Source organism: Cupriavidus sp. PB-02 (assembly GCF_058252315.1).
In genome coordinates, this window is sequence record NZ_JBXPSX010000003.1 from 866,187 (window position 1) to 890,043 (window position 23,857).

At 62.8% G+C, this 23,857-nt stretch carries 17 protein-coding genes and 3 pseudogenes; 16 read left to right on the top strand and 4 right to left on the bottom strand.

The features are described from left to right. Window positions 1–290: 290 nt before the first annotated feature. Together AC10V3_RS38510 and AC10V3_RS38515 are read right to left on the bottom strand one after the other, a co-directional pair. On the bottom strand, window positions 291–1,337 hold the full coding sequence (locus AC10V3_RS38510) for a PDDEXK nuclease domain-containing protein (RefSeq protein WP_349607646.1): 1,047 nt from the start codon (window positions 1,335–1,337) through the stop codon (window positions 291–293). A gap of 93 nt (window positions 1,338–1,430) precedes the next feature. Next, a complete protein-coding gene (locus tag AC10V3_RS38515; RefSeq protein WP_374063751.1) occupies window positions 1,431–2,459 on the bottom strand; it encodes an IS630 family transposase in 1,029 nt (342 codons plus the stop codon). Window positions 2,460–2,724: 265 nt separating this feature from the next. Here AC10V3_RS38515 and AC10V3_RS38520 point away from each other — a divergent pair. Together AC10V3_RS38520 and AC10V3_RS38525 are read left to right on the top strand one after the other, a co-directional pair. Then, window positions 2,725–2,968, top strand: a pseudogene (locus AC10V3_RS38520) (DUF1016 N-terminal domain-containing protein); the annotation flags it as partial. 290 nt (window positions 2,969–3,258) lie between these two features. Next, complete coding sequence (locus AC10V3_RS38525) at window positions 3,259–3,717, top strand: Lrp/AsnC family transcriptional regulator (RefSeq protein ID WP_041682405.1); 459 nt, start codon at window positions 3,259–3,261, stop codon at window positions 3,715–3,717. A 129-nt stretch (window positions 3,718–3,846) separates the two neighbouring features. Here AC10V3_RS38525 and ftrA read toward each other — a convergent pair whose 3' ends face one another. Together ftrA and AC10V3_RS38535 are read right to left on the bottom strand one after the other, a co-directional pair. Beyond that, the gene (ftrA, locus tag AC10V3_RS38530) at window positions 3,847–4,857 is read right to left on the bottom strand and encodes a transcriptional regulator FtrA (protein WP_022540292.1); all 1,011 of its coding nucleotides are present in this window, start codon (window positions 4,855–4,857) and stop codon (window positions 3,847–3,849) included. A gap of 185 nt (window positions 4,858–5,042) precedes the next feature. Continuing rightward, entirely contained in the window at window positions 5,043–7,457 is a 2,415-nt protein-coding gene (locus tag AC10V3_RS38535; RefSeq protein ID WP_490924337.1) for a molybdopterin guanine dinucleotide-containing S/N-oxide reductase, read from the bottom strand. Window positions 7,458–7,664: 207 nt separating this feature from the next. Between AC10V3_RS38535 and metC the strand changes: the two genes are divergently transcribed. The 14 genes and pseudogenes from metC to AC10V3_RS38605 form a co-directional block, all read left to right on the top strand. Next, window positions 7,665–8,894 (top strand): cystathionine beta-lyase, encoded by a 1,230-nt coding sequence (gene metC, locus AC10V3_RS38540; protein WP_022540290.1) that lies wholly within the window; start codon window positions 7,665–7,667, stop codon window positions 8,892–8,894. Window positions 8,895–8,962: 68 nt separating this feature from the next. Continuing rightward, window positions 8,963–9,898 (top strand): 4-hydroxy-tetrahydrodipicolinate synthase family protein, encoded by a 936-nt coding sequence (locus tag AC10V3_RS38545; protein ID WP_022540289.1) that lies wholly within the window; start codon window positions 8,963–8,965, stop codon window positions 9,896–9,898. 19 nt (window positions 9,899–9,917) lie between these two features. Next, window positions 9,918–10,697, top strand: coding sequence for an SDR family NAD(P)-dependent oxidoreductase (locus AC10V3_RS38550; RefSeq protein ID WP_022540288.1), 780 nt, complete (start codon window positions 9,918–9,920; stop codon window positions 10,695–10,697). 110 nt (window positions 10,698–10,807) lie between these two features. Beyond that, window positions 10,808–11,839 carry a Bug family tripartite tricarboxylate transporter substrate binding protein gene (locus AC10V3_RS38555; RefSeq protein ID WP_022540287.1) on the top strand — a complete coding sequence of 344 codons (1,032 nt, stop codon included), beginning with the start codon at window positions 10,808–10,810 and terminating at the stop codon, window positions 11,837–11,839. A gap of 23 nt (window positions 11,840–11,862) precedes the next feature. Continuing rightward, entirely contained in the window at window positions 11,863–13,167 is a 1,305-nt protein-coding gene (locus tag AC10V3_RS38560) for a D-amino acid dehydrogenase (protein ID WP_022540286.1), read from the top strand. A 207-nt stretch (window positions 13,168–13,374) separates the two neighbouring features. Beyond that, the gene (locus AC10V3_RS38565; RefSeq protein WP_022540285.1) at window positions 13,375–14,442 is read left to right on the top strand and encodes a porin; all 1,068 of its coding nucleotides are present in this window, start codon (window positions 13,375–13,377) and stop codon (window positions 14,440–14,442) included. Window positions 14,443–14,515: 73 nt separating this feature from the next. Further along, window positions 14,516–15,634, top strand: a complete 1,119-nt coding sequence (locus tag AC10V3_RS38570; RefSeq protein ID WP_022540284.1) for a Re/Si-specific NAD(P)(+) transhydrogenase subunit alpha — start codon at window positions 14,516–14,518, stop codon at window positions 15,632–15,634. A gap of 15 nt (window positions 15,635–15,649) precedes the next feature. Continuing rightward, entirely contained in the window at window positions 15,650–16,000 is a 351-nt protein-coding gene (locus tag AC10V3_RS38575) for an NAD(P) transhydrogenase subunit alpha part 2 (RefSeq protein WP_022540283.1), read from the top strand. Next, the gene (locus tag AC10V3_RS38580) at window positions 15,997–17,472 is read left to right on the top strand and encodes an NAD(P)(+) transhydrogenase (Re/Si-specific) subunit beta (RefSeq protein WP_374063808.1); all 1,476 of its coding nucleotides are present in this window, start codon (window positions 15,997–15,999) and stop codon (window positions 17,470–17,472) included. Before AC10V3_RS38575 ends, AC10V3_RS38580 begins: the two co-directional genes overlap by 4 nt. Before the next feature lie 140 nt (window positions 17,473–17,612). Continuing rightward, window positions 17,613–18,485 (top strand): MBL fold metallo-hydrolase, encoded by an 873-nt coding sequence (locus AC10V3_RS38585; protein ID WP_349607131.1) that lies wholly within the window; start codon window positions 17,613–17,615, stop codon window positions 18,483–18,485. A gap of 217 nt (window positions 18,486–18,702) precedes the next feature. Next, window positions 18,703–19,968 carry an IS256 family transposase gene (locus AC10V3_RS38590; RefSeq protein WP_490924338.1) on the top strand — a complete coding sequence of 422 codons (1,266 nt, stop codon included), beginning with the start codon at window positions 18,703–18,705 and terminating at the stop codon, window positions 19,966–19,968. 840 nt (window positions 19,969–20,808) lie between these two features. After that, window positions 20,809–21,696, top strand: coding sequence for a CAP domain-containing protein (locus AC10V3_RS38595; RefSeq protein WP_490924339.1), 888 nt, complete (start codon window positions 20,809–20,811; stop codon window positions 21,694–21,696). 237 nt (window positions 21,697–21,933) lie between these two features. Next, window positions 21,934–22,874 (top strand): annotated as a pseudogene (locus AC10V3_RS38600) (transposase); the annotation flags it as partial. Window positions 22,875–23,554: 680 nt separating this feature from the next. Next, window positions 23,555–23,857 (top strand): annotated as a pseudogene (locus AC10V3_RS38605) (group II intron reverse transcriptase/maturase); the annotation flags it as partial.

Sequence of the window (23,857 nt, forward strand, 5' to 3'; positions counted from 1 at the left end):
CTGCCCGCGGGGTCCATCGTCACAACCCAATAATTTCGTGATCGTGAAACTATTCATTGGGATCCGGGGCTGAACACGGCGGTGCCGACAAACGTCCGCCCTGCCCCGTTCAACATAACCTCCTGGCAACCAGAAAAATTTCTGAGTACGGTCGTTATGTTGAACGAGCAATCCAGCTTACTCATGACGGGGCAGTCCAAGCTTCGGCGAAAGCCGAAGCCCTGCGGGATCGGAGCCACGCCTTGAGTTGGGCAACGATTTTCCACCTATCTCAAGCAAGGCGACCAATCTCACTCTGGATCGCCCTCCTCCGGCCGGACATCCAACTCCAGTTCTTGTGTCAATGTTTCGACGCTCGGCAGGCTTTCCTGCAACTCAGCGGGGAGTTCCGCAACGAATTGGTACTGGGCCACGCCGATCGGATTGCCCATACCGCGTAGTGCGTATTCCACCACCAGCCGATTGTGCTCCTGGCATAGTAGCAGCCCAATGGTCGGATGGTCGCCCTCGGTTTTCATCTGCGCATCGACCGCGGATAGATAGAAACTGATTTGACCAGCATACTCAGGCTTAAAGGCGCCAGTCTTCAGCTCAATGACGATATAGCAGCGCAGCTTGAGGTGATAGAACAGTAGATCAAGATAGAAGTCATCGCCTCCAACTTCGAGGTGAACCTGCCGGCCGACATAGGCGAAGCCGGCTCCAAGTTCGAGAAGGAAACGAGTTATATGATCGACCAGTGCTGCCTCCAAGTCTCGTTCGGTCGCTTCGGCACGCAGACTCAAAAAATCGAAGACGTAGGGATCCTTGAGCGTGGCCCGCGCCAAATCAGACTGTGGCGATGGCAACTGAGCAGCGAAGTTATTCGGCGCCTGCGCTGCGCGGTCGATCAGCCGCGTCTCGATCTGCGCCAGCAGTACTGCTCGGGACCAGCCATACGTTAGCGCCTGCTGTGCATACCACTCGCGCTGCTCGACCGACTTGAGCTTCTGTAACAGCACCTGGTTGTGCCCCCAAGGCAATTGTCCAACAAGCTGTTGGACAATTGCCGCATCCGGCCACGCCTCCGCAAAGGCGCGCATTGCCATCAGATTGGAGCGCGACAGCCCGCTCATATCGGGGAATGCTTGCCGTAAATCTTGCGCCAGACGCTCGATTACTTTAGCGCCCCACCCCTGTCTCGCCTGCCGCTCAAGGATTTCATTGCCGATATCCCAGTACAGGGCAACCAAGGCTTGGTTGACGGCAAGAGCCGCGCGTTGCTGGGCGCGTCCAATTCGAGATTTGAGCGAAGCGAGCCAATCGATGTAGTCGGGAGGCAGAAGTAACGAAGCCATGGCAGAGCTGCAAGGAGGCCTAATCGAGCAGTATAGAGCACGTGCTTACCAGGTGGCCAAGATCCAATGTAATGCGCTTTATTGTGCACTTACTCATAGGTCAGAAATATAGCGGACAGATGGGTGCCTGAAAAACGAGCGCACGAGCTTCGGGTTGCGTCGAATTTTTGCAAGCTGCTCGTGAACTCGCGGGCCCAGCTCTTCGCCTTTTTGCAAAGGACGTCGCGCGACGCCGTTGCGCTTCACGTGACTCCACACCAATTCATCTGGATTTAGGTCAGGTGCGTAACCGGGCAGGAAATGCAAGGTCAGTTTGCCCTGCGTACTGGCGACGTAGGCTTTGACGATGGCTTTCTTGTGCGCTGGCAATCCGTCTACGATCAGATGTACTGCCTTCTTTCGATTGAGCATCAGCTTCTTGAGCAGCGTGACAAACAACTCGCCGCTGAGCCCGCCTTCGTACGTAGCAAACCAGAAGGCCCCCTTTGAATTGACGGCGGACGCCGCGCTCATGCTTTGCCGCTGGCCCGGTCGCTCGACAATCGGCGTTTCGCCGCGCGGCGCCCAGGTCTTGCCATGCACCGAGTCAGCTCGAAAGCCCGATTCATCCCAAAAGAAGATATCCGCCTTCTGCTCACGAGCCTGCCTGGCAATAGCCGGATACGTGTCGTGCTGCCAGCGATCAATTGCTTCCGGATCGCGCTGGTAGGCGCGCTGCAGTGGCTTTTGCGGCGTTAGGTTTAGGCGTGCCAGCATCGCACCGATCGATGCCAGGCTCAGCTTCACGTCGAATTTTTGCTGTACCAGTTCGCGAACCAGGTTGCGTGTCCAGAGGCCGAAATCGAACCCATACTGCATCGGATTCTTGCCGTTGATCCATCGCAGCACCCGCTGCTCCTGCGCAGACGTGAGCGCACGGGGGCGACCCGTGCCTTTGGTCGAGCGCAGCGCCCGTACACCTCGGCCGTGCGCCTGGGCGCGAACCTTGTATGCCCACGACCGATTCATCCCGAACGATGCAGCGACATCATCCGGATGCTCTCCCTCTGCCATGCGTTGCACCGCTAGGATGCGCATTTCTTCAAGCGTATTGTGAGCCAGACTACGACCGTCCCGTTTCATGAACGCTCCCCTCAATGTCTATTGCTCAAGCATAGATCATTTGTCCGCTAAATTCCTGACTTATGAGTAAAGCGTTGCCTGCCCGCCCAGCCAGCGACCCACGACAAGCAGAACGTTATCGAACCTTATCGCCGCACCCTGGCAACGCCGGCGTCACGAGCATCCTGACCGCGCGCGCAGCAGCTCCCCTTGTTTGCGAGTCCGGCGAAACGCAACGGCAGTAGCCGGCTGCCAGTTCCCGCCGCTCCGAGCCAGCTTTCCCGATATGAAGGTATTCTCACCGCGCAACCTCAAATACAGCGCGCCCTAGCTGAGACTGGCTGGACGTCGAATTTGTGCAGCAGCCTGCTGCACAATTACCGTTTCACCTCTGCACCTTGCTAGACAAGGTGAAGAATACGCCGCTTCGCGAATGGTATGCCGCTCAAGCGCTCGCCCATGGTTGGTCCCGCAACCTGTTGGTGATGCAGATAGAGACCCGATTGCATGACCGCCAAGGTCAGGCCGTCCTTGGATGCTGATCGCGCACAGGATTGAACTAGACCCTACCCGAGACCAAGAGACGAACCGGGCTGCCGCAGTCCATGTGGCTAACTTTGGCGAGATATGAACGTAAATTGTCATTCGTGCCACTAGTTCGTTCAAGCCGCGCTCCCTATCCTGTGCTCGGTGGATCGTGGCCCGACAGGGGCAGAGTCCGCCAGAAACTTCAACTTACTGTGAGATAGAAATTGAAAGACAAGCTACTGATGCTCCGCCCCGATTTTACTCAAGCCTCGGACACAGCCAGCTAATGGACATGGACCGCTACGACAAACAAATCCTTGACATCCTGCAGGAAGACGCCACTGTCTCCGTAACGGAAATTGGGGACCGCGTCGGCCTGACCTCGACGCCGTGCTGGCGCCGCATCCAAAAGCTGGAAGAGGCCGGCATCATTCGCAAACGGGTTGCATTGCTGGACGCAGACGCGTTGAACGCCGGTGTCACAGTCTTTGTCTCAGTGCGTACCAGCCAGCACAACCTGAAATGGATCAAGCTGTTCCATGGATTGGTGACATCGATCCCGGAGGTGACCGAGTTTTACCGGATGGCCGGCGACACCGATTACCTGCTGCGCGTGGTAGTACCGGATATCGCGGCCTATGATCGCGTTTATAAGAAGCTGATCCAAGGGGCGGAGCTTGCCGATGTTAGCTCCAGCTTTGCGATGGAACAGATCAAGTACACCACTGCGCTACCATTGGATTACGCGTAAGCGGGCACCGGTCATCCTGGACTGGCGAAGAAACCTACTATCTCACGCGTATAGGTGGCTCGGTTGGATGGACACCCCGTGCCACCATAAAAGAGCGCAATGGCAACTGGGCTCCGCCATTGGCCGGAATCAATGCAGCGCAGATGTACTGAAATGTCGTCTGTAGTGTCCGGGACTTGTTCCGAGCCGGATCCGGAAGTGATTGCGCAACGTGGCTGCGGCGCCGAACCCCACTTGCACCGCGATGTCATCCACGGATGCATCGGTCTCTTCGAGCAAGACCCTCGCTCGGCTTAAACGCTCTATCAGCAACCACTCGCCAGGCGGCATACCCATCATACTGACAAAGTGCCGCTGGAACGTGCGGGCACTCATTGCGGCTTGCCTTGCCATCCTGGCAATCGGCCAGTCTTCGTCCAATGTTGCGCGCACCGCGTCCACCAAGGGGGCCAACGAAGCACTGCTGCGCTTCGAGACCGGCTCGGCAATGTACTGGGCTTGGCCGCCTTCACGGTGTGGCGGCATGACAAGTCGGCGTGCGACCTGATTGGCCGCGCGAGGGCCAAAGTCCCGGCGGATCAGATGCAGGCACAGATCGATTCCTGCTGCACTTCCGGCCGACGTCAGGACATCGCCGGCATCGACGTAGAGGACATCTGCCTCCACCCGAATTTCCGGATATCGCTCCGCTAGTGTTGCCGCGTGACGCCAGTGCGTCGTCGCGCGCTTACCGTCGAGCAATCCTGCGGCGGCCAATACAAAGGCACCCGTGCAGATCGACATGATTCTCGCCCCTCGCTTGTTCGCCTTTCGCAAAGCGCGGCAGAGCTCCGGTGGCACAACCGCTTCAATATCCCGCCAGCCCGGGATGATGATCGTCTTCGCCTTCGACAGAAGTTCAAGGCCACCGTCAGCCTGTACTTGGATGCCACCCGGCCCGCGCAACGTCCCGAACTCGGCCGAACACGTCGCAAAGCGATACCACGTGCTTCCCATTTCCGGTCTGGGCAAACCGAACACTTCAACGGCGCAGCCGTATTCAAAGAGGCTCAGGCCGTCGTAGACGACGACTGCGACAAGTCCCCCATTGGCGCCCGATTTCGATTCGTTTCTTGGCACGATGCAGATAGAAATAGGCATTGATGCCATCTCGCCAGATTTTGCGCCCTCTGCCTCGCGTCTCGCAAGCGTCGAAACGGGTCAGTTTGACAGCGCCGGGAGCATGCCAGCCTGCTCGCAGGCGCTGTGGGCATCATGCGGCGCACTTCGGCATGATCGAGACGAAAAGTGTCGTTCGTGCCTCTAGTGCGTTAAACGCTCGCTCCCTATCCATTGCTTGGTGGATCGGCGGTCCGACTTTTTTCGCGAGACTCCATGTGCTTCGAAAAATGGTCTTCACCCCGGCTTGTGCCGGTCAACGGCGACACCGGCGGCGCGTCGAAGGCACGAACCTCCGGCGGTTCTCCGTTGGACCACGGCGCGATCTCGACCAGTGCGGAATGCGCGCTGCACCCTTGGGCCAGGCGGGACGTGCCGCGGTCCATTGTCAGGACGTTGGGATTGCCGTGGCGCTCAAGCGAACTGTTGCTCGCATCGAACCAGGCACCGGTCGACATCACTACGACTCCTCGTATCAGCGTATCGTCCAGACGGGCGCCGGCCAGGCATGCCCCGCGCTCGTTGAACACGCGTACGATCTCGTTCTGCACAATGCCGCGCTCTGCCGCGTCCAGCGGGTGTATATGGACTGCCTGCCGGCCTCTGACCTTCAGTGACACGGAGTGGCTACCCGCGTCCAGCTGGGAGTGCAGCTTGTCCGCCGGCTGGGACGTGATGAGGTGCAAAGGCCAGCGCTGGGCTGCGGCATCTCCAAGCCATTCGGCAGGTGGCAGCCAGGACGGATGAGGAGGGCAATCCTGATAGCCGAATTCTCCAATGCGCCGGGAGTAGAGCTCGATCTTGCCGCTGGGTGTGCTCAGGGGACTGCCCTGTGGATCGGCACGGAAGTCCGAGAACAGCACGAACGGCGTGCCCGGCTCCGGCAAGCCGGTGTACCCCTCCTCCCAGAACTGTTCAAACGGCGGCGCTTCGAAGCCTGCCTCGGCCCAGCGTTCCACCATACTGTCGTAGATATGGCGAATCCACGCGAATTCGTCGCGGCCTTCCGTAAACGCGAATTCGCAGCCGGCGCGCAATGCCAGGTCTCGATAGATGTCGAAGTCGTTGCGGCTGCTGTACTGGGGCGGTAGCGCCTGATGCATCGCCAGCACGTACCGGTCTCTTGAGGAGCCCCCGATGTCGTTGCGCTCCAGCGTTGTCGTGGCCGGCAGAACGATGTCCGCGCGCCGCGCGGTCGGCGTCCACCAGCTGTCATGCACCACGATCGTCTCCGGCGCTTGCCAGGCGCGCACGAACCTGTTCAGGTCCTGATGGTGGTGGAACGGGTTGCCGCCGGCCCAGTACACCATGCGGATATCCGGATAGATGCCTTCGCGGCCGTTGAAGTCGTAGCGCTGCCCTGGATGGAGGAGCATGTCCGAAATACGCGCGACGGGGATGCTGCTGCGCGCGGGATTGGCACCCGCGCCCATCTCCGGCGCCGCAACGTCGGGCCTGGGCGTTCCGGCGCCGTTGATGGAGCCATGCCCGAACGCAAAGCCACCGCCCGGCAGCCCGATCTGCCCCAACATCGACGCCAGCGCGATGCTGGCCCAGTAGGGCTGTTCGCCATGATGCGCGCGCTGCAACGACCACGTGCAATTCAGCATCGTGCGCTGCCGGGCGGCTTCCGTGGCCAGTTCGATGATGGTCCCGGCCGGCACCGCGCAGATCGATTCCGCCCAGCGGGCGTCCTTGGCCTGGCCATCGTCCCGGCCCAGCAGATAGGCCGCGAACGCGTCAAAGCCCTCGCAATGGCTCGACAGAAACTCCGCGGCGTGCAGGCCGCGCGTCAGCAGGGTGTGCGCGATGCCCAGCATCAGCGCGGTGTCGGTGTTGGGCCGGATCGGCACCCATCGGGCCTGCAGGCCGTCGGGTATGTCAGCGCGCGTCGGGCTGACTACAACGAATTTCACTCCTGAGCGCTTTGCCCGTCCGATCCACTCGTGCGAGCTGTGCGCACCCGCGCCGCCGGAAGTGATCTGGGTGTTGCGCAAGGGCAGGCCGCCAAAGGCGATGAACAGCTCCGTGTGTTCAAGAACGCTGCGCCAGTCGGTTACTCTTCCCGTGACTGGCTTGTAGGTGCCGATCACATGAGGCAGCAGGAACTGCGCAGCGCCCCAACTGTAGTTGCCCGCCTGCGTGGTGCAACCCCCGCCTGCGAACAAGAAGCGGTGCGTCAGCGTGCGGGCATGATGCAGGCGCCCGGCGGAGGACCATCCGTAGGAACCGCCAAAGACGGATGCATCGCCATGGTCGGCGCGCACCCGTGCCAGCTCGCCGGCCACCAGATCCAGCGCGGTGTCCCAATCCACCTCGACGAACTCATCGTTGCCCCTCTCGCTGCGCTCCGCGTTCTCGCGCTTGCGCAGCCAGCCGCGCCGCACCGAAGGCCTGCGGATGCGCAGGGGCGAATGCACCATGCCCGGCATGGATTGCAGGATTGGTGAAGGTGCGCTGTCGCAGGGAAACGGCTCGCACGCGACGAGTTTTCCGCCTTCTACGACCGCCGTATATGCGCCCCAGTGCGAAAGTGTGGGAAAGCGGCTGCGAGTATTGGCTGCAGCAAGCTTCGTTGTCATGTTGGTCTCCTCCACCGGAATACAGGCGCCCGCTACGGGCGGCACAAGCACCCAATGTTGGGCGGGCCGCGCGAGCATTTTTTTCTCTTTTGGAGGGGATACGCCGATTAAATGAGATGAATTTGCTCAGGACGCATCCCTAAGCTGGTCGACATTCCAGCGGCAATCACGAACATGAAAGCCGCACCGCTCAGCCACGGAGATCCGATGAAAGAAAGCACTCAGTTAGTTTGCGCTGGCCGCCACCCGGAGCGGTTCGGCGGGGTCGTCAACACGCCGATCTTTAGGGCATCGACCATTCTCGCCGGGTCGATGGCCGAATGGGAGGAAATGAAGCGCGCCCGCGCTGCGGAAGAGTCTGGCGCGACGACCTACGGACGCTATGGCACGCCCACGACCCATGCGCTAGAAGAAGCCGTTGCCGCGCTGGAAGGTGGATACCGGTCGCTCGTGTTTCCATCCGGCCTCGCGGGGATCAGCACCGCGCTGACGGCGCTGCTTTCGGCCGGTGACCACGTGCTGGTCACCGACAGCGCCTATTCGCCCACACGTTCGTTCCTGGAGCGAGTCCTGACGCGCTTCGGCGTCGAAGTCGAGACCTACGATCCTGCCGGCGGCACGCCGATCGAAGCATTGTTGCGGCTCAACACGCGTGTCGTGTACGTCGAATCGCCAGGTTCGGAGACGTTTGACATCCAGGACATCCCGGCCATTTCCGCCGCCGCACATCGACATGGCGCCGTCGTAGTCATGGACAACACGTGGGGAACGCCGCTCTACTTCAAACCGTTCTCCCACGGTGTCGACGTTTCGATCCAGGCCGCCACCAAGTACATCGTCGGCCATTCCGATGCCATGCTTGGCGTGGTCACGTGCAATCGGGATACCTGGCCGCTAATCAAGCAGACCACGCAGGACATGGGACAGACCGCGGGGCCGGACGATGTCTACCTCGCACTGCGCGGCCTGCGCACGATGGCGGTTCGGCTCCAGCGCCACTGGGAATCCGGGCTGCGCGTCGCCCAATGGCTAGAGCGCCAGCCGCAGGTCGAGGCAGTGCTGCATCCCGCACTGCCGTCCCATCCCGGCCACGTGCTGTGGAAGCGCGACTTCACCGGTGCCTGCGGCCTTTTTTCCGTAGTGCTGCGCACGAACTCGAAAGCCTCGCTCGCTGCCTTCATCGATGCACTGGAGCACTTTGGCCTGGGGGTTTCGTGGGGCGGCTATGAAAGCCTCGCCATCCCGTTCACGCCGGGAAAGAACTGCACCGGCGCGCGCTGGCCGTATCAAGGGCAGGCCGTGCGCCTGCATGTGGGTCTCGAAGACCCGCAAGACCTCATCGACGATCTGCAGCGCGGCCTGATGGCGCTTTCCGCGCATGGTTCCACCCTGGAGGCATTGCAAGACGCCCAGGCCGACCAGGCTTGCCCGACCTGAACGACAACGCAGCCTAAGCCGGGTTTTCCCGGCACTTACCCCTACACGAATCCACGACGGAGACAGACATGAGCAAGATGAAGATTGAAGGGTCCTTTGTTGCCCTGATCACCCCCTTTGCCAAGGACGGCAGCCCGGACTTCGGCGCCTTTCGCGAACTGCTGGATTTCCAGGATCGCCACGGCACCTCGGCGGTGCTGATCATGGGATCCACAGGCGAGGTATCGATGCTCTCGCAAAAAGAGCGCGAGGCCATCATCGTGGAAACCGCGAAGATGAAGACCGGCAAGATGAAGCTGTTCTATGGCTGCACCGGCAACAACACCCAGACTACCAAGGACTATCTGCGCTTTGCCAGGGCCAACGGCGCGGATGGCGCCATCATCGCCGCGCCCGCCTACATCTGCGCGCCGGAGGCCGACATCGAAAGCTACTTCCTGGAAGTGGCCGACGAGACCGACCTGCCCCTCGGCATCTACAACAACCCGCCGCGCGTGAAGACCGACCTGAATTGGGACAGCCTGCTGCGCATCTTCAAGCACCCCAACTATGTCGTCCACAAGGAGTCGACGACGCGCGTCGGACAGGTAGCGCAAGTGCTGCGCGGCGCGCCGGATGTCTCCGTGATGTGCTGCGACTCGCCCAACCTTGGCCTAGTCGTTCCAACCATGAGCCTGGGCGGCCATGGCACCGCAAACATGACCGGCAATATCGCCCCGGCGGAGCTGACGCAGATCTCCCGTCCGTGGACATCCCCCGACACCGCGGCCAGCTTTCACAAGGCCTACCTGCAGAACCTGCAGTTGCTGCACTATGCCTACTCGGCCATCAACCCGGTGGCGATCAAGTCGCTGATGAAGGCAGTGGGCCTGCCTTCGGGCGAACTGCGCAAGCCGCTCACCGGCCTGGAAGGCGAGCCCCTGCTGCGCGGCCTGCGCGTCATCAAGGAGCTCGAACTCGACCGGAAGTACGGCTGGTCGTCGCCGATGCTCAAGGCCGTTTGAACCGAACCGGGAGCAATCAATGGACCTCGGCATTGCAGGGCGCCATGCACTCGTCTTCGGCGGGAGCAAGGGCATGGGGCGCGCTTGCGCGCACCAACTGGCGGCGGAAGGCGTGAAGGTATTCATCGCCGCCCGCACGGAGAGCACGCTGGCCGCGGCGGCAGCGGAAATCGGCGCCGCGACGGGTGGTGATGTCAGCTACGTGGTAGCGGACATCACCACGGACGAGGGGCGCGTCGCCGCGCTGGCGGCATGCCCTGCCCCCGACATCCTGGTCAACAACGCGGATGGTGCCCCGCCCGGTGATTTTCGCCAGTGGACACCGGCAGACTGGCACGCCGCGATCGATGCCATGATGATCGGGCCGATCGACATGATCCGGCGCACCGTGGACGGCATGATCGAACGCCGCTTTGGCCGCATCGTGAATATCGTCTCGCGCAGCGTGAAGACGCCGCAGCTGGAACTGGGCCTGTCCAATGGCGCGCGCTCTGGCCTCGTCGGCTTCGTCGCAGGGCTTGCGCGCCAGACGGTTCGCCACAACGTCACGATCAACAACCTGCTCCCGGGCGTGTTCGCGACCGATGCCCAGCGCCACCACATCGAAGGCATGCTGGAATCGACTGGCAAGAGCTTCGAGCAACTCTGGAACGAACGCGGCGCCAACAACCCGGCTGGCCGCTATGGCCGGCCGGAAGAGCTCGGGGCACTCTGCGCCTTCATCTGCTCTGGGCAGGCGAGCTATATCTGCGGTCAGAACATCCTGATCGACGGCGCAGCTTACCCCGGCACCTTCTGAGCCACCAGCTTCACCGAAGCCATTTCAAGGCAGCGCCGCCCGCCGCGCCCGACGTCATCGCGCGCGATGGCGCTGCCTTCCCTTGTCCAGCAAGTTACGTTGATCCGGCCATGCAACTACGCCCACTTACCAAGATCCGTTCCCGCCACATGCCCGTCGTACGCTTGGGCATCTTCCTCCTGTCCGTTCTGACGTCCGCGGGCGTCGCAAAAGCGGACTCCAGGTCTGACAGCCCCTACCCCGATCGTACGATCACCATCGTCGTGCCGCATGCGCCTGGCGGCTCGGTGGACGGCCTTGCGCGCGTGTTCGCGATGAAGCTCGGCCAGGAGCTGAAGCAGACCGTCATTGTCGACAACCGGCCGGGTGCATCGGGCCTTGTCGGGGCCGGCATCGTCGCCCGCGCGGCAGCTGACGGCTACACCCTCTACATCAATGCATCGATCCACAACATCAATCCGATGCTCTATCGGAAGACCATCAAGTTCGATGCGGTCAAGGATTTCACGGCGGTCAGCATGCTCGCGCAAGGCGCGCTGATCTTTAGCGTGAATCCGCAGGTGCCGGCGAACTCGCCGCAGGCACTGGCGCGCGCCGTGAAAGCCAACCCCAAGCTGTACAACTTCGCGACCAGCGGCAACGGCTCCGCCGGCCACCTGGCCCTGTCCCAGTTCATGTATGACAGCGGCATCGCGGACCTGCAGGTGCCCATTGCCCTGTACAAGGGCGGCGGTCCTGCGCTGACCGACCTCATGAGCGGCCAGGCCCAGGGGATGATGGATCCCATGCTCTCGTCGCTGCCCGGGGTCAAGGCCGGCAAGCTGCGCGCGATCGCGGTGACCGGGCGCACGCGCAGCCCGTTGTTGCCGGATGTCCCGACCATGCAGGAAGCGGGATTCAAGAACTTCGAGTTCTACTCCTGGTACGGCCTGTGGGCGCCGGCCAAGCTACCCGATGGGATCAGGAAGAAGCTCGACAGCGCCTCGGCGAAGATCATGTCGTCGCCAGACATCAAGGATCGCCTGTACGGACTGGGATTCGAGAGCGCCTACAAGGATGGCGGCGAATTCGAGCAATACATCGACAGCGAAACCAGGCGCTATCGCGCGATCATCGATCGTGCACACATCACGGCCGACTGAATCTTTGGAACGGGGCAGCAGACATGCGCGTACTAGTGCTTGGCGCCGGCGTCGCCGGCGTATCCGCCGCCTACCACCTGTGGCGCGACGGCCATGAGGTGACCGTGCTGGAGCGGCAAGCGAGCCCGGGGATGGGATCGAGCTTCGGCAACGCAGGCGGCCTTTGCCCCGGCTTTGCCGGACCGTGGGCGTCGCCGGGCATGCCGTACAAGGTGCTGCGCATGGCCATGCAAAAGCATGCGCCGGTGCGCTTTTCGATGATGCCGGATGCCGAACGCCTGCGCTGGCTCGCCAAATGGCTCAAGGAATGCAATGCGGAGCGCTTTGGCATCAACAAGGCGCGCATGCAGCGCTTGGCGCACTACAGCATGCGCTGCATGCAGGCCTTGCGTGACGAAGTGCCGGAGCTCAACTTCGGCTTTCACCGCGACGGCACGCTGCAATTGCTCCAGACTGACCAGGAAGTTGAACTGGCACAGCTGGCCACGCGCACACTCAGTCAGTTCCAGGTGCCATGGCGAATGATTGGGCGCGACGAAGCCATGGCGCTTGAACCCTCGCTGCGGGCGTCTGCCGCAGCATGGCAAGGCGCATTGCATCTGCCGGACGATGCATCAGGCGACAGCGCAAGGTTCTGTGCAGGCCTCGCCAGCTATCTTGCCCGTCGCGGCGTGTCTTTTCACTACGGCGTTTCGGCAACCCGCCTCGTCCATGCGCACGGCCGCCTTCGCAGCGTCGAGATCACGCATGGCGGGCAGACGGATCAGCGCCAGGCCGATGCCTGCGTGGTGGCGCTCGGCTGCCAGGCGCCCGCGCTACTCGCTGCTGCAGGCCTGCGGATCCCGATCTATCCGCTCAAGGGCTATTCGATCACGATCCCCATTGCCGACACCGGGGCTGCACCGCGCATGGCGATCATGGACGAGCACAACAAGATCATGCTGACCCGCTTGGGCGACAAGTTGCGCGTCGCGGGAATGGCCGAGTTCGTCGGATACGACCTGTCAGTGCGCCGGGTCCGCACGGAACTGCTGTCGGCACTGACGCGACGGCTCTTTCCACGCGGGTTCGACTATGCCGCGGCCACGTCGTGGGCCGGGCTTCGTCCGATGACGCCGGACGGGCCGCCCATCCTCGGCGCGACACCGCTGCAGGGCCTCTACCTGAATGCTGGCCACGGCTCCAATGGCTGGACACAGGCATGCGGCACCGGCCGGCTTGTTGCCGACGCGGTCACCGGCAGGCCGCCAGAGATCGACATGGACGGACTTACCGTCGAGCGCTTCGGCATGCACCGCGCCGGACGCGCGCCGGCTCGCGTGGCCTGATCCATTCACTTGCACGGGCGCCGCTGCCGGCGGCCCCGTTCGCGCCGAGTGCCATCGGCGTGGATGGCAGCGCCTGCGTGACACGCACGGCCGCCCGCTGAATAGCCATCGCCGCATCACCAGCTATCGCCGCATCGCCCGTTCTCGGGCTGTGGCGAGCGCTGCCCTGCGCGGGCATCAACTCAAACATACATACGGAGGAGAACGATGAAAACATCAGGAAAGTGCGCCATCGCGGCATCAGTGGGGTGCCTGCTTGCCGCGACGACACAGGCGCAGGCACAGGCGCAGTCGAGCGTCACGCTATACGGCGTCATGGATGCCGGCGTGGAATATGTCAGCCATGCCGGCACGAATGGCTCGGGGTCCGCATACCGCGTCACCTCCGGAAACACCGCGGCATCGCGGTGGGGCATGCGGGGCAAGGAGGCACTGGGCGCGGACATGAGCGCGATCTTTGTGCTGGAGAGCGGCTTCCTGACGGACACCGGTATGGCCGGATTTGGCGGCCGCCTGTTCGGCCGGCAGGCATTCGTCGGCATCGCGGGGCCTTGGGGCCAGGTCACGCTCGGGCGCCAGAACAATATCCTGTTCGATTTCTTCATCCCCTTTGACACAAACCGCTATGCGCCGTACTCCGTGCTTGCCCACGATGCGCAGTTCGCGGGTCGGGCAGACAATGCCATCAAGTACACGGGCAACTTCGGCGAACTGACCATCAGCGGGCTGTACAGCGCCGGCTACGACTCGACCATTGCCAACGGCGGCGAAGTCCCCGGCGCGCCCCGCGTCGGCCAGGAGATCGGCGCCGGCGCCTCGTACACCATCGGCAAGTTCGGACTGGCCATTGCCTATGACCAGCGCCGCGGCACATCCACGGCCACGGCAGGCAACATTGAACGCCGCTACGCGGCGGGACTTCTCTACACCAGCGGCCCCTTCACGGCCGAGGCCGGATACCGGTTCCTGCAGAACGGACTGGGCGCGCCCGCCAGCCGCTCCCATCTCTACTGGCTGGGCGGTGCCTATGCGGCAAGACCGGCACTGACGCTGCGCGCCGGTATCTACCGGACGGATAACCGCGCCTCGGCTGACGACGCCATCAGCTACGTGCTGCAGGCGGCGTACAACCTGTCGAAGCGCACGGAGCTTTATGTCAACGCGTCCTACATGGACAACGCGGGCCGCTCGACGCTGGGCGTGGCGAGTGCGACCAAGGTCGCGCCAGGCGTCGGACAGACCGGCTTGGCAGTGGGCATGAAGCATATTTTCTAGTCCCACACGCGGGGCGCGATAGATATCCCCGGCCGCCGCGACCCAACATCGATCATCATCCAAGGAGACAGAGATGTACATAGGTATCCCGCGCGAGACGCGGGCCGGCGAAACTCGCGTCGCCGCCACCCCCGAGACGGTCAGGAAGTACGTCGCCCAGGGCCACAAGGTGGTCGTCCAGGCCGGCGCCGGCTTGAGCGCAATCCAGCCCGACGGCGCGTATGAAGCGGTCGGCGCCACCATCGGCACTGCCGCCGAAGCGCTGGGAGCACAACTGGTGCTCAAGGTGCGCGCGCCGGACGACGCGGAACTGGCACAGATGAAGCCGGGGGCCGTACTAGTGGGCATGCTCAATCCCTTCGATGCCGAGAACAACGCGCGCATGGCGGCGGCCAACCTGACCGCCTTCGCGCTCGAGGCCGCACCGCGCACCACGCGCGCGCAGAGCATGGACGTGCTCTCGTCGCAGGCCAATATCGCCGGCTACAAGGCCGTGCTGGTGGCCGCGCACCACTACCAGCGCTTCATGCCGATGCTGATGACCGCCGCCGGCACCGTCAAGGCCGCGCGCGTGCTGATCCTTGGCGCCGGCGTCGCCGGCCTGCAGGCGATCGCCACCGCCAAGCGCCTGGGCGCGGTGATTGAAGCGTCCGACGTGCGCCCCGCGGTGAAGGAACAGATCGAATCGCTCGGCGCCAAATTCCTCGACGTGCCGTTCCTGACCGACGAAGAGCGCGAGATCGCGCAAGGCGTGGGCGGCTATGCGCGCCCGATGCCGCCGGACTGGATGAAGCGCCAGGCCGAGCTGGTGCACCAGCGTGCGATCCAGGCCGACATCGTCATCACCACCGCGCTGATCCCGGGCCGCAAGGCGCCGGTGCTGCTGCAGAAAGCGACCGTGCAGCAGATGAAGCCGGGCTCGGTGGTGGTCGACCTGGCCGCCGCGCAGGGCGGCAACTGCCCGCTGACGGTGGCCGACGAAGTGGTCGAGCGCCACGGCGTCATCCTCATCGGCCATACCAACCTGGCCAGCATGGTGGCGGCCGACGCCTCGGCGCTCTATGCCCGCAACGTGCTGGATTTCCTCAAGCTGGTCATCGACAAGGAAGGTCGGTTCACGCTCAACCTCGAAGACGACATTGTCGCCGCCTGCCTGGTGGCGGGACGCAAGGAAGCGGCGCTGGCCGGCTGATTCAAGGAGAAATCAATGGAAATGGTTAGCAACACGGTGATCAACCTGATCATCTTTGTCCTGGCGATCTACGTGGGCTACCACGTGGTCTGGACTGTCACGCCCGCGCTGCATACGCCGCTGATGGCGGTGACCAATGCGATCTCGGCCATCATCATCGTCGGCGCGATGCTGGCCGCCGGCCTGACCGAAGGCAATGTCGGCCGGGCCATGGGCACGCTGGCGGTGGCGCTGGCGGCGGTCAATGTGTTCGGCGGCTTCCTGGTCACGCAGCGCATGCTGGAGATGTTCCGCAAGAAGGCACCCAAGGCACAGCCGCGGGGCAGCGCGCAGGTGGGCGGAGAGCTGGCGGAGGTGGCGCGATGAACGGCCTGTTGATGAATCTGGTGACCCTGTCCTACCTGGGCGCGTCGGTGTGCTTTATCCAGGCGTTGAAGGGGCTGTCGCACCCGACCACGGCACGGCGCGGCAATGCCTTCGGCATGGCCGGCATGCTGGTGGCCGCGCTGACCACGGTGGCGCTGATCCTGAAGCTGAAGAACGAGTTGCTGTCTGGCGCGGGTGCGGGCGAGGCCAGCAATAACGGCAGCGGCCTGGCATTGATCCTGGCGGCGCTGGTGGTCGGCGGCGGCATCGGCGCCTATGTGGCCAGGAAGGTGCAGATGACCAGGATGCCCGAGCTGGTCGCGGCGATGCACTCGCTGATCGGTCTTGCGGCGGTGTTCATCGCCGTGGCCGCGGTGGCCGAGCCGGCCGCGTTCGGCATCGCGCCGGCGGGCTCGCACCTGATCCCGCTGGGCAACCGCATCGAGCTCTTCATCGGCTGCTTTGTCGGCGCCATCACCTTCTCGGGCTCGGTGATCGCCTTCGGCAAGCTGGCCGGACGCTACAAGTTCCGCCTGTTCCAGGGCGCGCCGGTGGTGTTTGCCGGCCAGCACTGGCTGAACCTGCTGCTGGCGGTGGCGATGGTCGGCTTCGGCATCATCTTCTTCATGTCGCAGGCGTGGCTGCCGTTCCTGATCATGCTGGCGATCGCCTTCGTGCTGGGCGTGACCATCATCATCCCGATCGGCGGCGCCGACATGCCGGTGGTGGTGTCGATGCTGAACTCGTACTCGGGCTGGGCGGCGGCGGGCATCGGCTTCTCGCTGAACAACCCGATGCTGATCATCGCCGGCTCGCTGGTGGGATCGTCCGGTGCCATCCTCTCGTACATCATGTGCAAGGCGATGAACCGCTCGTTCTTCAACGTGCTGCTGGGCGGCTTCGGCGGCGCCACTGGCGCGACGGCGGCGGTGGACCAGGGCCAGCGCAACGTGAAGTCCGGCTCGGCCGACGACGCCGCGTTCCTGATGGGCAATGCCGAGACGGTCATCATCGTGCCCGGCTACGGCCTGGCCGTGGCGCGCGCCCAACACGCGCTGAAGGAACTGACCGAGAAGCTGGCCGAGAAGGGCGTGACCGTGAAATACGCGATCCATCCGGTGGCGGGCCGCATGCCGGGCCACATGAACGTGCTGCTGGCCGAGGCCGAGGTGCCGTACGACCAGGTCTTCGAGATGGAAGACATCAACAGCGAGTTCGGCCAGGCCGACGTCGTGCTGGTGCTGGGCGCCAACGACGTGGTCAACCCGGCGGCCAAGACCGATCCCAAGTCGCCGATCGCGGGCATGCCGATCCTGGAGGCGTACAAGGCCAAAACCATCATCGTCAACAAGCGCTCGATGGCCGCCGGCTATGCGGGGCTCGACAACGAGCTGTTCTACATAGACAAGACCATGATGGTGTTCGGCGACGCCAAGAAGGTGGTCGAGGATATGTTCAAGGCGCTTGCGTAGTACCCTGACCGCTCTTGCGCTCGACGTATGCACACTGCAGAAAACCGGACGCCGGCCTTGCGCCGGCACACCGAGACGCCCTTTCACGGCGCCCCAATCACTAGCCCACGATGACGCCAGCCAAAAATTCTTCAACGTCCATGGAAGTCGACGCCTTCTTCGACCCCGATACCGGGACCCTGAGCTACATTTTGCTCGATAGCTCGACCCGGCAATGCGCCCTTATCGACAGCGTGCTCGACTACGACCCGAAGTCCGGCCGCACGCGCACCACCAGCGCTGACCGGCTGGTAGCGCGCGTGCAGGAACTGGACGCCACCGTGCAATGGATTCTGGAAACGCACGTCCATGCCGACCATCTCTCGGCCGCGCCATATCTTAAGCGGCGACTCGGCGGACAGACCGCCATCGGGAACCAAATCACCACAGTACAGAAGGTCTTCGGCAAGCTGTTCAATGCCGGGCCGGAATTCTCGCGCGAGGGGCGCCAGTTCGATCGGCTGCTGACCGATGGCGATACCTTTGCCATCGGTAGCCTGCAGGCGCGGGCGATGCACACGCCCGGCCACACACCGGCCTGCATGACCTATGTGATCAGCGACAGCGACGGCCACGAGATGGCAGCCTTCGTCGGCGACACGCTATTCATGCCCGACTATGGTACCGCCCGCTGCGACTTTCCAGGCGGCGATGCAGGCACTCTTTACCGTTCCATCGGCAAGTTGCTGAGCCTCCCGCCGGAGACTTGCCTTTACATGTGCCACGACTACAAGCCTGGCGGCCGGGAACTACGCTACGTGACCACGGTAGCGGACGAGCGCGCGAACAACATCCATGTGCGCGATGGCATCCCGGAGGAGGAATTTGTCGCGATGCGCGAGGCGCGGGATGCCACGTTACCGATGCCCGCGCTGATCCTCCCCTCAGTGCAGGTCAACATGCGCGCCGGCGAATTGCCAACGCCAGAATCCAACGGCGTGCGCTACTTAAAAATTCCGCTCGACGCGCCTTGATGGTAGGAATGCCTTCGCTAGCGCCGTAGAAACTGGAAAAAAGATACGGACTAACTTCGCCCTCACCGCTGACCTTTGGGCCAACCGAGGAAGGGACAGAGCTAAAGTCGAAACTGGTGTACGGGCGGGGAATTTGAGGCGCGGAGTAGAGGGCGGTGGAGCTTTCCGCTGAGAATCTGATTGTCGAGATCGGAAACCAGCACAAGAAAGGTCCACCATGAGCAAGGATAAAGGGAAAGAAGCAGTCGGTCTATCGGAAATCGGGCTTGGGCTCGAGGAGCTGATCAGGCGCGGGGCTCGGCGGGTCATCCAGGAGGCGATTGAAGTGGAGCTGGCAGAGCTGCTTGAGCAGTTCAGTAATGTCAAGACGTTGAGCGGGCAGCGCGCCGTGGTTCGCAATGGCTACCTCCCGGAGCGCGAGGTGCTGACGGGGGCCGGCCCGATTGCCGTGAAGGTGCCCAAGGTGCGCGATCGGTCCGGGTCTGGCGTGAAGTTCAACTCGGCGATCGTGCCGCCGTATGTGAGGAAGTCGCCGCGGGTGAGTGCAGCGCTGCCCTGGCTGTATCTGAAGGGAGTATCGACAGGCGACATGAGCGAGGCGTTGTCGGTGCTGCTTGGTGAGGATGCCAAAGGGCTATCGGCCAACGTGGTGAGCCGATTGAAGGCGCAGTGGGCAGACGAGCATGCGAGCTGGAATCAGCGTGATCTGTCGGCGGCGCGCCATGTGTATTGGTGGGTGGACGGCATCCACACGGGTCTGCGTAGCGAGGGATCGGACGGGCAATGCCTGCTGGTCATCATCGGCGTTACGCCAGACGGCAAGAAGGAGCGCGTGGCGATCGGTGACGGCTATCGGGAATCGAAGGCATCGTGGGTGGAAGTACTGTTGGACCTGAAATCCCGCGGCCTGCAGGCTGGCCCGCTGGCGGCGGTCGGCGATGGCGCCATGGGATTCTGGGCTGCCCTGGAGGAGGTGTTCCCGGCCACGCGCGCCCAGCGTTGCTGGTTCCACAAGATGGGCAATGTCCTGAACGCCTTGCCCAAGTCCCAGCACGGCCGCGCCAAGGCAGATCTGCAGGCGATTTGGATGGCGGCCACCAGGGCAGATGCCTATGCTGCCTTCGATCGCTTTGCGACGATCTACGGCGCCAAGTACCCCAAGGCCACCGGCGTGCTCACCAAGGACCGAGACAGCCTGCTGACCTTCTACGACTTCCCGGCCGAGCACTGGCAGCACATCCGCACGACCAACGCGATTGAGTCGACCTTCGCGACCGTGCGTCACCGCACGACGCGCACGCGCAATTGCGTGTCACGAGCGACTTTCCTTGGCCTGGCCTTCAAGCTGATCGAGGAAGCCGAGAAAACATGGCGCCGCATCAAAGGTGCCGAACACATCGAACTGCTCTTGAAGGGCGTCCCCTTCAAGGACGGTGCCCCGGCGCAAGACAATCCGCCGGTTCAGCAGAAACTCGCCGCCTGACGACCGGCCACGATCAACCTTCATACACCAGATTTGACTTTATCTCGAAGGGACATCCGGGCTTTGATAAGGCAACGTTATCGTGCCTTATCGACGTGTCATGGCAGAGCTAACGCTTCACGTTCATCCCGGCCTCGCGCGCTGCTGCTGCTGAGCAGTGCTTGCCAAAGATGGCGGAAGCGCAACGGCGATAGCCGGCCAGTTTGATATAGCGCGGGAAGACCTGATCTTAGCTCTGATCTTAGCTCCCGCTCTTGCGCGCTCTCAATGCTTACTGCAAAAGATCTGCGAGCGGCAATCAAGTGCCGCCTGGATCCCCGGCAGGGGCAAGTGCTGCGCTGGCGGGTCACATCTAAGCCATTGTTAGCAAGCTGGGCGCTGCACGGCACTTGCTCATAAGATCGTGCCCGGCCGGTTCAGCCCGGACGCCTTTTCTGCCATAGCAAACCGTCGCGCCCGCACCGCCGTCCGGCGTCTGCCTGTGCGGGCGGATGCCTGGGCAGTTCCCCTTCATCTTCGTCAACTTACCTGCAGACCGATGCCTGGGAAATCCTTGCTTGCGAATTCCTCCATTCAACCGCGCGCGGCGCGCCCTGCTTACATCTATCCGGCGCTCCACCTGATCGCCGCCTGCGCCGCTGTAGTGCTGTCCGGCTGCGGTGGCGACGGCGACGGAGGTGATAGTGCCACCAAGGCAGTCGCCTCAGGTAGCAACTCCGCGACTCAGCCATACACCAGCAGACGAGGCGGCTCCGGGAGCCCGACGACGCCGACAACGCCCGCCACTGGGGGGCGTGCTACACCGTCAGCGGCAGCGTACCGGCACCGGCCAACACCACGGTGGTCAGCCTGCTGCCCGCCCGCGGCGCCGGCGTTAGCAACTACACCGTGCTCGGCGAGCCGCGCAGTGCAGGCCTTTGCTATGTCAATTTCCGGCGCGAACAGATCGGACTGCCGCCGTTGGTGGCACGCGATGCGCTCGGCACGGCGGCGCAGAACCACACCAGTTATATGCTGGCCAACAACATGCTGACCCACTCCGAACAGTCGGGCAAGCCTGGCTATACCGGTGCCACGCCAGACGCGCGTATCCAGGCGCTCTACCCGACCAAGGCCACCGCTGAAGTGGTGGCCGGCGCCAATAGGTGGACCTCAGTCGCCAATGCGCAACTGTCGCTTTCGCCCAAGGATGCCCTGGTGGTGGATCTGCTCAATGCTCCCTTCCACCGCGCTGCGCTGCTGGGCAGCTACCAGTCAGCTGGCAGCGGCTATGCCGAGAGCGTCGGCCCCAACGGCAGCGGCACCGCCGCGAGGTACTTCCAGACTATCGACCTGGCCGACGCGAGCAAGCCTGGTACCGACAACCAGATGGTGGCCTATCCCTTCGATGGCCAGACCGACGTGCCGCCGAGCTGGGTCAACAATGAAAGCCCCAACCCGGCTCCCGGTTACGAGGGCAAGACGGTAGGCTATCCAGTCTTGCTGCAAGCCATCAATACCAGCCTGCAGTTCGCCACCGACACCTTCACACTTGCCGACGCCCAGGGCCGCAACGTCTCCTGCCTCAAGGTCGATAGCCGTTCCACCGGAATGTCTAGCTACGCACGCGGGCTGGCCATCTGTACGCCGCAGACGCCGCTGGCCAGCAAGCAGCGCTACTCTGTGACCGTAGCCGGCAAGCTGGGAACCCAGCCGGTCAACCTGAGCTGGTCCTTCACAACCCGCTAAGCCATCAAGCCAGACGGGCGACCGCCGGGATCGCGAGGGCGTCACCGGAGCATCGCAGGCCTGGCGCAAAATCAGGGCCCTTCAGGAGGGTCCGCTTTGAGATCTCTGGCGGCGAAGACGGTGCGATCGCTGGGACGCTGTTCATCATGATCGTCGATGGCTCCCCCCGGCGTCAGAATAGTTGTCGTGTTACCTGATTTCGATTGACCCAGTCTGGGGGCGGTAGAGTCAGAGTGAATGAGAGCCTATTCAGCAGAGCGAAAGGAAGCGCTGTTGCGCCGCATGATGCCGCCCGAGAACGCGTTGGTGTCGGCGCTGGCAAAGCAGACGGGGATCACTGAGCAAACGCTGTATGCTTGGCGTCGACAGATGAAAGCGCAAGGAGTCCCGGTGCCGGGAGATGGAAAGAACCCCGAGGCCTGGTCCTCGGCAGACAAGTTTGCGGTGGTGCTGGAAACCGCGCCGCTCAATGAAGCGGAATTGGCGGAGTATTGCCGCCGCAAGGGTCTTTACGCGGAGCAGATCGCTGCCTGGCGAGAGGCCTGTCGATCGGCCAATGCCAACGCCGGTGAACAGGCGCGAGAACAACGGCTTCAGTCCAAGGGTGACAAGAAGCGCATCCAGCAGCTTGAGAAGGAATTACAGCGAAAGGAGAAGGCGCTGGCGGAAGCGGCCGCGTTGCTGATTCTGAGAAAAAAAGCCCGGGCGATTTGGGGAGAAAAAGAGGACGACTGATCAGCGTCCCAGATCGCCGGTTGTGTATATCGTTGATTCGAGAGGCAGAACGCTCAGGCTGCCGACTGGCCCAGGCTTGCGACGAGTTGGGTCTGAGCTTGCGCACCTTCCAGCGCTGGGTTCAGGAGGGCGATGAGGTGGTCGCAGATGCTCGCACCACCACTGAGCGGCCAGCGCCAGCCAACAAGCTCAGCGAGCCGGAACGCCAGCTAATTCTTGAGGTAGCCAACAGCGTGGAGTTTGCCAGTTTGCCGCCCAGCCAGATCGTCCCGACGCTGGCGGACTGCGGCCAGTACGTGGCCTCGGAGTCGAGCTTCTATCGTGTCTTGCGTAGCGCGTCGCAGCAGCATCACCGCGGTCGTGCGCGCAAGCCCTCGGCCCGGGTGGTGACCAGCCATTGCGCCACCGGGCCCAATCAGGTGTGGAGCTGGGACATCACCTGGAGTACGCCCAGCCAGCGTAGCCCGCCCGTTTGGGGGTGAAGCTGCTTGAGCATGTTTGGAATGCAGGACCCGGTGGAAGTGACATTGCAGTACCGGGGTATGCCCTTCCTCTGCTGCGAGGGGAAGTGAGCCGAAGCGGCGGTGACCTGCTGACACTGGCAGGGTGACGTAGTCCGTGGGAAACGGGGCTTGCGGCGAAGCGGTTACGCCAAGATGAGTCTCTAGGCTGAGCATGGGACGGTTGAGGAACACGAACCTGTTGAAACGCATCTGAGGGTTGAAATGTCACCCCTGCCCACACCGCTTTATGGGCAGGACGCGGGCTGTTTCCGGGCACATCCATGGTCCGGGGGCACGAGTACTGACTGGACAAGTATGCTGGTCAGCATGGAACCACGGGGAGCGCGCAGCTAGATCGTGGTGCCCGCGACGACTTGCGGCAAGCAAGGATAAAGACTGCGACAGGCAACCTCGCTCATGCGGTGAGTCCAGCATGTGAACTGGGGAAGGTTTGCACAGATGCCAAGGGAGTGTGCCCCCGATGATGTGCAAACTGGCGGAGCCTCCGTAGTAGTCCGAGGTCGGGAAAGCCGGCCACATGGCGAAGGGAGGCAGTTGAAGTGGTTTGTTTGGTTGACTAGCTGACCCTAGTGAGGTGAAGACCTTTGATAATCAGTGAAATGCAAAGCAAACTGGCGACATGGTCGACGGAGAACAAAGAACGCAAGTTCGATCGACTCCTGAGGCTGATTGCCAATCGGGATTGGCTGAGCGAAGCGGCTCGCATTACACTGGCCTCCAGTGGAGCCGGCACGCCGGGCGTGGACGGGGTCAACAAGTGCATGATGGAAGCGAATCTCCAGCATGAACTGGCGACGATACGCGACGAGTTGCTGACGGGTTCATATAGTCCGTTGCCTGCGCGACGCGTGTACATACCGAAAGCGAACGGCAAGCTCAGGCCGCTCGGCATACCGACGGTG

What these genes read in the sequence shown, in the direction of transcription:
- AC10V3_RS38510 (WP_349607646.1), bottom strand. Translation starts at nt 1,337, where the DNA reads ATGGCTTCGTTACTTCTGCCTCCCGACTACATCGATTGGCTCGCTTCG.
- AC10V3_RS38515 (WP_374063751.1), bottom strand. Translation starts at nt 2,459, where the DNA reads ATGAAACGGGACGGTCGTAGTCTGGCTCACAATACGCTTGAAGAAATG.
- AC10V3_RS38525 (WP_041682405.1), top strand. Translation starts at nt 3,259, where the DNA reads ATGGACCGCTACGACAAACAAATCCTTGACATCCTGCAGGAAGACGCC.
- ftrA (WP_022540292.1), bottom strand. Translation starts at nt 4,857, where the DNA reads ATGCCTATTTCTATCTGCATCGTGCCAAGAAACGAATCGAAATCGGGC.
- AC10V3_RS38535 (WP_490924337.1), bottom strand. Translation starts at nt 7,457, where the DNA reads ATGACAACGAAGCTTGCTGCAGCCAATACTCGCAGCCGCTTTCCCACA.
- metC (WP_022540290.1), top strand. Translation starts at nt 7,665, where the DNA reads ATGAAAGAAAGCACTCAGTTAGTTTGCGCTGGCCGCCACCCGGAGCGG.
- AC10V3_RS38545 (WP_022540289.1), top strand. Translation starts at nt 8,963, where the DNA reads ATGAGCAAGATGAAGATTGAAGGGTCCTTTGTTGCCCTGATCACCCCC.
- AC10V3_RS38550 (WP_022540288.1), top strand. Translation starts at nt 9,918, where the DNA reads ATGGACCTCGGCATTGCAGGGCGCCATGCACTCGTCTTCGGCGGGAGC.
- AC10V3_RS38555 (WP_022540287.1), top strand. Translation starts at nt 10,808, where the DNA reads ATGCAACTACGCCCACTTACCAAGATCCGTTCCCGCCACATGCCCGTC.
- AC10V3_RS38560 (WP_022540286.1), top strand. Translation starts at nt 11,863, where the DNA reads ATGCGCGTACTAGTGCTTGGCGCCGGCGTCGCCGGCGTATCCGCCGCC.
- AC10V3_RS38565 (WP_022540285.1), top strand. Translation starts at nt 13,375, where the DNA reads ATGAAAACATCAGGAAAGTGCGCCATCGCGGCATCAGTGGGGTGCCTG.
- AC10V3_RS38570 (WP_022540284.1), top strand. Translation starts at nt 14,516, where the DNA reads ATGTACATAGGTATCCCGCGCGAGACGCGGGCCGGCGAAACTCGCGTC.
- AC10V3_RS38575 (WP_022540283.1), top strand. Translation starts at nt 15,650, where the DNA reads ATGGAAATGGTTAGCAACACGGTGATCAACCTGATCATCTTTGTCCTG.
- AC10V3_RS38580 (WP_374063808.1), top strand. Translation starts at nt 15,997, where the DNA reads ATGAACGGCCTGTTGATGAATCTGGTGACCCTGTCCTACCTGGGCGCG.
- AC10V3_RS38585 (WP_349607131.1), top strand. Translation starts at nt 17,613, where the DNA reads ATGGAAGTCGACGCCTTCTTCGACCCCGATACCGGGACCCTGAGCTAC.
- AC10V3_RS38590 (WP_490924338.1), top strand. Translation starts at nt 18,703, where the DNA reads ATGAGCAAGGATAAAGGGAAAGAAGCAGTCGGTCTATCGGAAATCGGG.